Here is a 7,030-nt window from a genome sequence, read left to right as displayed (position 1 = left end):
ATACACCAAACCCAGTAAATCCCATTTACTCGTTTGTGTGGGGGGTTCTTTTTTGTTTAAAAGACCCGGGGGCGTTTTTTCCCTTAAACCCCCCCCCCTCCGTGTATCCGCCTTACTTCTTGTAGTCCCTCAGGCAGAGCAGGAAGTCCTTGCCGTCACCGCTCTGGGTGTACACGTACTGGAAGTCCTCGGCCTCGGCCTCGCACTTGCTGGAAGCCAGAGTGTCGGAGAGGAACGAACCGTCGATCTTGGCCAGCACTTCGTACTCGGCGTCCGAGGAGCCGCAGTCGACGACCTCGAGGTCGGGATTGTTGTCGCTGGTGCTGCCGCGGTGCATGCAGTCGCCGACTGCCGCGGTGTTGGCGTCGTCCCGGCTGGCGATGAAACCGCCGATGGCCACAGCGGCGACCACCACGACGATGGCGATGTTCTTGATCGTCTTGAAGCCGATCCTGCGGCGCGGCTGTTCCGGCGGAACGGGGGCACCCTGCGGGGGGAATCCAGGCTGACCGGCCTGCTGGGGAAAGCCCGGCTGGCCCTGGGCGTAGGGGTTCTGGCCCTGAGGCTGCTGGCCCTGAGCGAACGGGTTGCCCTGAGGCGGCGGAGTGGTCACTTGGAGGTCCCCCTGGAACACAAGAACATGGCGCGAATGGCGCGTTGATAAGACGCATGTAAGTTACCGGGCACCACTGACAACGCCACACGGCCAGGGAGCTCTGTGGCATTGATGTGACACTTACTGACGTTCAAAACGGCTGATAGCTACAGCTACTGCCCCGTAGATAACGGCGATCGTTACCACCAGAGGGGCCGATCGGCCGTCCGGTGGCAGCATCAGGGCGGCCACTGCGGCGGCACCGACGAAGGCCACGTTGAACAGGACGTCGTAGAGAGAGAAGATCCGGCCACGGAAGGCGTCGTCGACGGAGGACTGGACGATGGTGTCCGTGGCGATCTTCGCGCCCTGCGTGGTCAGGCCCAGGACGAATGCCCCGAGCAGCAGGGGGCCACTGGCGAAGGGCAGACCGAGCGCGGGCACCAGGACTGCGGCGGCCGCCGAACACAGCATGATCCAGTGGCCCGGCCCGAACCGCCCTGCGGCCCAGGGGGTCACGACGGCCGCGACGAAGAAACCGGCGCCGGACACGCCCAATGCCAGGCCCAGCAGGGCGAGTCCCTCCTCCGTCGTGTCGGTCAGGGCGTAACGGCACAGCATCAGCAGCATGACGAGCATCGCGCCGTAGCAGAACCTCATCAGGGACATCGCGGAGAGCGCCCAGGCGGCCCCCCTGCGCGAGGGTGCCGCCAGGTGGCGCAGGCCCGCCAGCAGATCGCGAGCGGTGCCGGTGAGCGCCGCGGTCAGCCGCGGCTGCACCAGCGCCCGGTCGGGACCCAGTAGTTCCTTCGCCATGCGCAGCGATGCCAGAGCCGCGCACAGGTACAGCGCCGCGCCCACGAGCACCACGGCCGCGTCGGAGTCGGAGACGGCCAGGCGTACGAGGAAGGCGAGTCCGCCGCCCGCGGTCGCGGCGAGCGTTCCGGCGGTCGGGGAGAGGGAATTGGCGATGACCAGCCGCTCGGAGTCCACCACGCGCGGCAGCGCGGCGGAGAGGCCGGCGAGGACGAAGCGGTTGACGGCGGTCACGCACAGGGCGGAGACGAAGAGCATCCAGTCCGGGACCTGGCCGAGAATCAGGACGGCGGTCACCGAGGCCATCAGCGCGCGCAGCAGATTGCCGTACAGGAAGACCTGGCGGCGGCGCCAGCGGTCGAGCAGCGCCCCGGCGAAGGGGCCGACCAGGGAGTAGGGAAGCAGCAGGACCGCCATCGCGGAGGCGATCGCCGCAGCCGATGTCTGCTTCTCCGGTGAGAAGACCACGTAGGAGGCGAGTGCGACCTGGAAGACACCGTCGGCGCCCTGGGAGAGCAGCCGGACGGTGAGCAGGCGTCTGAAGCCCTGGAAACGCAGCAGGACGCGCAGGTCACGGACGACGGCCATGGGGCACAGCCTCACATACGGGGAGGGTCCCCGGGACATGCGCCCCGGGGACCCTCGATCACCCGCAGGGGGAGGCGGGGCCCTTACCCGAAGGAGACGGGTTTCAGCGCTCGACCTCGCCCTGGATGAACTTCTCGACGTTCAGACGGGCCTCGTCGTCGAAGTACTGCACCGGAGGGGACTTCATGAAGTACGAGGAGGCCGACAGGATCGGGCCGCCGATGCCACGGTCCTTGGCGATCTTCGCGGCGCGCAGGGCGTCGATGATGACACCGGCGGAGTTCGGGGAGTCCCAGACCTCGAGCTTGTACTCCAGGCTCAGCGGAACGTCACCGAACGCGCGGCCCTCGAGGCGCACGTAGGCCCACTTGCGGTCGTCCAGCCACGGGACGTAGTCGGACGGGCCGATGTGGACGTTCCTCTCGCCGAGGTCCCGGTCGGGGATCTGGGAGGTGACGGCCTGCGTCTTGGAGATCTTCTTGGACTCCAGTCGCTCCCGCTCGAGCATGTTCTTGAAGTCCATGTTGCCGCCGACGTTCAGCTGCATGGTGCGGTCCAGGACGACACCGCGGTCCTCGAACAGCTTCGCCATGACGCGGTGCGTGATGGTGGCGCCGACCTGGGACTTGATGTCGTCACCGACGATCGGCACACCGGCCTCGGTGAACTTGTCCGCCCACTCCTTGGTGCCGGCGATGAACACCGGGAGGGCGTTGACGAAGGCGACCCTGGCGTCGATGGCGCACTGGGCGTAGAACTTCGCCGCGGCCTCGGAACCGACGGGCAGGTAGCAGACCAGGACGTCGACCTGCCTGTCCTTGAGGATCTGGACGACGTCGACCGGCTCCTCGGCCGACTCCTCGATGGTGGCCTGGTAGTACTTTCCGAGGCCGTCGAGGGTGTGGCCGCGCTGGACCGTCACCCCGGTGCTGGGGACGTCGCAGATCTTGATGGTGTTGTTCTCGGAGGCGCCGATGGCGTCAGCGAGGTCGAGGCCGACCTTCTTGGCGTCCACGTCGAAAGCGGCGACGAACTCGACGTCGCTGACGTGGTAGTCGCCGAACCGGACGTGCATCAGGCCCGGCACCTTGGACGCCGCGTCGGCGTCCTTGTAGTACTCGACGCCCTGCACCAGTGACGCTGCGCAGTTGCCCACGCCGACGACGGCTACGCGAACCGAACCCATTCCGGTTGCTCCCTGTGTGTACGAGTGAGGCCCTGAGCGGGACTCACGTGACGGTGTCGTCGGGCGAACCGGTCCGGGGGGTGTCCCCGGACCGGGGCAGGTCGCCCGACGCTCCAGATGTGGTGTCCTGTCGAGGGGGCACCCCTGAGGCGGGGCCCTTCAGGTCCCGCCCGGCCCGCTCGCTCTCGATGAGCTCGTTCAGCCAGCGCACTTCCCGCTCCACGGACTCCATTCCGTGGCGCTGGAGCTCGAGCGTGTAGTCGTCGAGACGCTCCCGGGTCCGGGCCAGTGAAGCGCGCATTTTCTCCAGGCGCTCCTCCAGCCGGCTGCGGCGGCCTTCCAGCACACGCATGCGTACGTCGCGTGATGTCTGTCCGAAGAAGGCGAACCGCGCGGCGAAGGTCTCGTCCTCGTACGCGTCGGGGCCCGTCTGGGAGAGCAGCTGTTCGAAATGCTCCTTGCCGTCGGCCGTCAACCTGTAGACGATCTTGGCGCGGCGGCCCGTGAGCGGAGCGGCGAGGGCGTCCTCGGTGGTGTTCCCCGGCTCCTCGATCAACCAGCCGTTGGCGACCAGCGTCTTGAGGCAGGGGTAGAGCGTCCCGTAGCTGAAGGCACGGAACACACCCAGTGACGTGTTGAGTCGTTTGCGCAGCTCGTAACCGTGCATCGGAGACTCGCGGAGCAGGCCGAGTACGGCGAACTCGAGGATCCCGGAACGCCGGCTCATCGTCGCCTCCTCTCTGCCGCGGTCGTGCGGTGACGGTCTTGCGTGTGGCTCATCGCCATCTTTATGCCGAGCTGATGTATCGACTCGATACATCATGACGATAGAGCGGCGTTCCGGCTGGGACAAGAGGGGGTGTGGTGAACGGGATCACATCATCGATTCAATGGGAGCAAGTTGCCTGATTTGAGCTGAACTTCTGTGCTCGGCGGGTTTTGGTGGTGCGTAGTCTGTGCGCCATGCACAACACCGGGAACCAAGTGACGCCCGGGGGCGTCCCCGTCCCTGGTGCAGTACGGGATGAATGCGGAACCCACCGCATCCGTACTTCGGGGGGACCGGAAACCAGCTGCCGTTTCCAGGCGCGCGAAATGCGCCTGCCCGAGGAGTAGTCGTTCGATGAGCGAGCACCGTCGCAAACCGCCGCAGCCGCAGGGAGGCGGACGTGCCGCGGCCCGACGCGGCCAGTCCGGCTCGTCCTCCGGCCGCCGCGCGGCACCGCGAGGCGCCACCGGGTCTCCGTCCGATTCCTATGGGTCGGACTCCCGCGACTCGGGTGGTGAGGACCATACCTACGGAAGCCGCGCCGAAGCACGACGCGCGGCACAGAGAGGCGGGGGCCGCCGGGCAGGTTCCACCGGCCCTGGCCGGGGCCGTGCTGCGCCTCCAGGCAAGAAGCGGATCATCGACTATCCGCGCCACGACAAGGACGGCTGGCGTCGCTGGATGCCGTCCTGGAAGCTCGCCACCGGGCTGTGCATCGCGTTCTTCGGCAGCATGGTGGCCGCCGCGGGGATCGGGTACGCGCTGGTGAGCGTGCCCGTCGTCGCCGAGACCGCCACGGCGCAGAACAACGTCTACTACTGGGCCGACGGCAAGCAGATGGTCGCCACGGGTGGTGAGCGCAACCGCCAGATCGTCAATCTCGAGCAGATCCCCAAGGCGATGCAGGACGCGGTCATCTCCCAGGAGAACAAGACCTTCTACGAGGACAGCGGTATCGACCCCAGGGGTATCGCCCGCGCCGTGTTCAACATGGCCAGGGGCGGCGACACGCAGGGCGGATCCACGATCACCCAGCAGTACGTCAAGAACGCCATGCTGGACGACCAGTCGCAGACGTTCACCCGCAAGTTCAAGGAGATCTTCGTCTCGATCAAGGTGGGTGCCACCGAGGACAAGGACGACATCCTCGAGGGCTACCTGAACTCGGCGTACTACGGACGCGGGGCCTACGGGATCCAGGCCGCCGCCCGCGCGTACTTCGACAAGGACGCACTCGAACTCAACGAGGGCGAGTGCGCCTTCCTGTCGGCGGTCCTCAAGGGTGCCACCTACTACGACCCGGCCGGTGCGACCTCCATCGACCCGGTCGGCGCCACTGTCGAGGCGAACACGAAGCGCGCTCTGACCCAGATGCAGGACACGCTGGACAAGATGGTCGAGTACGACCGTCTGGATCCCGCGACCAGGGCCAGGTACACCAAGCTGCCCAAGGTGCAGAACCCCCGGTCGAACACCGCGCTGAGCGGGCAGATCGGTTACCTCGTCGACCTCGCCAAGGCGTACATCGTCAACAACAGCGAGGAAACCGGTATCACCGCCAACCAGCTGGAACAGGGCGGCTACTCGATCCACACGACCTTCAGCAGGAAGAAGGTCGAGGAGCTCGAGAAGGCGGTCCAGAAGGTCTACAAGGAGAACATCAAGCCCGAGGAGCGCCCGGAGACGGACACCCACGTCCAGTTCGGCGGGGCTTCGGTGAACCCGGCGACCGGTGCGATCGAGGCCATCTACGGCGGTACCGACGCGACCAAGCACTTCACCAACAACGCCGACTCGACCGGTGCGCAGGTGGGGTCGACGTTCAAGCCGTACGTGCTGGCGGCCGCCATGAAGTGGGGCGTCCGGGACCCCGGCGGGGACCCGGTACAGGCCCAGGACGAGCGTACGAAGGTGTCCGAGAAGAGCCTGTACAGCGGCAAGAACAAGCTCAAGATCAAGGAATACGACGGTTCGGTCTGGCAGAACGAGAAGGGCGAGCAGTGGGAGCAGGTCAACGACGGTGACGAGTCACACGGCACCCCGCCCGATTACAAGATCGACCTCCGCGAGGCGATGCAGTTCTCGGTGAACTCCGCGTTCGTTCAACTCGGCGTGGATGTCGGCCTCGACAAGGTGAAGGCCTCCGCGGTGGACTCCGGGCTTCTGGAGAGCAGCCTCGCCGGAACGAACTACCCGTCCTTCTCCCTCGGTACCTCCAACCCCAGTGCGATCCGCATGGCGGGTTCGTACGCCACCTTCGCGGCCAGTGGCGAGCAGCGCGATCCGTTCTCCGTCAAGAAGGTGACGAGCAAGGACGGCACGGTCTACACGCACAAGACCCAGACCGAGCAGGCGTTCACCGCCCTGGTCGCCGACAACGTCACCGACATCCTGACGACCGTCGTCGAGGACGGAACCGGCACCAACGCCCAGCTCGAGGGCCGCGAGGTGGCCGGCAAGACCGGTACCACGGACGGCAACAAGTCCGCCTGGTTCGTCGGCTACACCCCGCAGCTGTCCACCGCGATCAGCATGTTCCGGTACCCCGATGACGAGACCATCAAGAACCGCCAGTTCCTGGAGATGTACGGAACAGGTGACCAGGAGTCGATCCACGGTGCCTCGTTCCCGTCCGAGATCTGGGCGGACTACATGGAGGACGCGCTGAAGGGGCAGAAGCCGGAGCCCTTCCCGACGCCGGAACCCATTGGCGAGATCGTCAACGACACTCCGTCGCCGACCGCCACTCCCTCGCCCACCGAGACCGAGGAGGAAACTCCGTCGGCGTCTCCGACCACTTCGGAGCCGGAGACTGAGCCCAGCAGCCCCACTCCCACCGAGACCGACACCTGTGGGCCCTTCGACTTCAACTGCGAGGAGGAGGACACAGGTGGTACCGGGTCGGGCGGCACGGACGCCGGCGGGACGGACGGTGGGGTAACCAACTCACCGACGGCCTCGGAATCGGAGGAGGAAGACGACAGCCAAGGCAACGACAACGGCAACGGCAACGGCAACGGCGCTCTCTTCGGAGGCCCGACCGGTTAGCCCTCCTTTCGCCCGGCTTGGGTGTTTC

At 66.4% G+C, this 7,030-nt stretch carries 5 protein-coding genes; 1 reads left to right on the top strand and 4 read right to left on the bottom strand.

Annotation, left to right across the window (positions count from 1 at the left end; genetic code table 11):
* Positions 1-112: 112 nt before the first annotated feature.
* The 4 genes from ACFWVE_RS22050 to ACFWVE_RS22035 all read right to left on the bottom strand — a co-directional run bounded on the left by ACFWVE_RS22050 (position 113) and on the right by ACFWVE_RS22035 (position 3,912).
* On the bottom strand, positions 113-613 hold the full coding sequence (locus ACFWVE_RS22050) for a hypothetical protein (protein ID WP_384016455.1): 501 nt from the start codon (positions 611-613) through the stop codon (positions 113-115).
* A gap of 123 nt (positions 614-736) precedes the next feature.
* Entirely contained in the window at positions 737-1,999 is a 1,263-nt protein-coding gene (locus tag ACFWVE_RS22045; protein ID WP_384016452.1) for an MFS transporter, read from the bottom strand.
* Positions 2,000-2,102: 103 nt separating this feature from the next.
* Positions 2,103-3,185 (bottom strand): inositol-3-phosphate synthase, encoded by a 1,083-nt coding sequence (locus ACFWVE_RS22040; protein WP_384016449.1) that lies wholly within the window; start codon positions 3,183-3,185, stop codon positions 2,103-2,105.
* Positions 3,186-3,228: 43 nt separating this feature from the next.
* Positions 3,229-3,912 (bottom strand): helix-turn-helix transcriptional regulator, encoded by a 684-nt coding sequence (locus ACFWVE_RS22035; RefSeq protein WP_384016446.1) that lies wholly within the window; start codon positions 3,910-3,912, stop codon positions 3,229-3,231.
* Between the two features lie 396 nt (positions 3,913-4,308).
* On the opposite strand from ACFWVE_RS22035, the gene ACFWVE_RS22030 reads away from it, so the two are divergent.
* Complete coding sequence (locus tag ACFWVE_RS22030; protein ID WP_384016444.1) at positions 4,309-7,002, top strand: transglycosylase domain-containing protein; 2,694 nt, start codon at positions 4,309-4,311, stop codon at positions 7,000-7,002.
* Positions 7,003-7,030 lie beyond the last annotated feature (28 nt).

This window comes from Streptomyces sp. NPDC058632 (assembly GCF_042717095.1).
Classification (GTDB): domain Bacteria; phylum Actinomycetota; class Actinomycetes; order Streptomycetales; family Streptomycetaceae; genus Streptomyces.
This window is presented reverse-complemented; position numbering and strand designations above follow the sequence as displayed.

Bases quoted from the DNA above. Each gene is read 5' to 3' on its own strand.
- ACFWVE_RS22045 (WP_384016452.1), bottom strand. From the start codon at position 1,999: ATGGCCGTCGTCCGTGACCTGCGCGTCCTGCTGCGTTTCCAGGGCTTC.
- ACFWVE_RS22035 (WP_384016446.1), bottom strand. From the start codon at position 3,912: ATGAGCCGGCGTTCCGGGATCCTCGAGTTCGCCGTACTCGGCCTGCTC.
- ACFWVE_RS22030 (WP_384016444.1), top strand. From the start codon at position 4,309: ATGAGCGAGCACCGTCGCAAACCGCCGCAGCCGCAGGGAGGCGGACGT.
- ACFWVE_RS22040 (WP_384016449.1), bottom strand. From the start codon at position 3,185: ATGGGTTCGGTTCGCGTAGCCGTCGTCGGCGTGGGCAACTGCGCAGCG.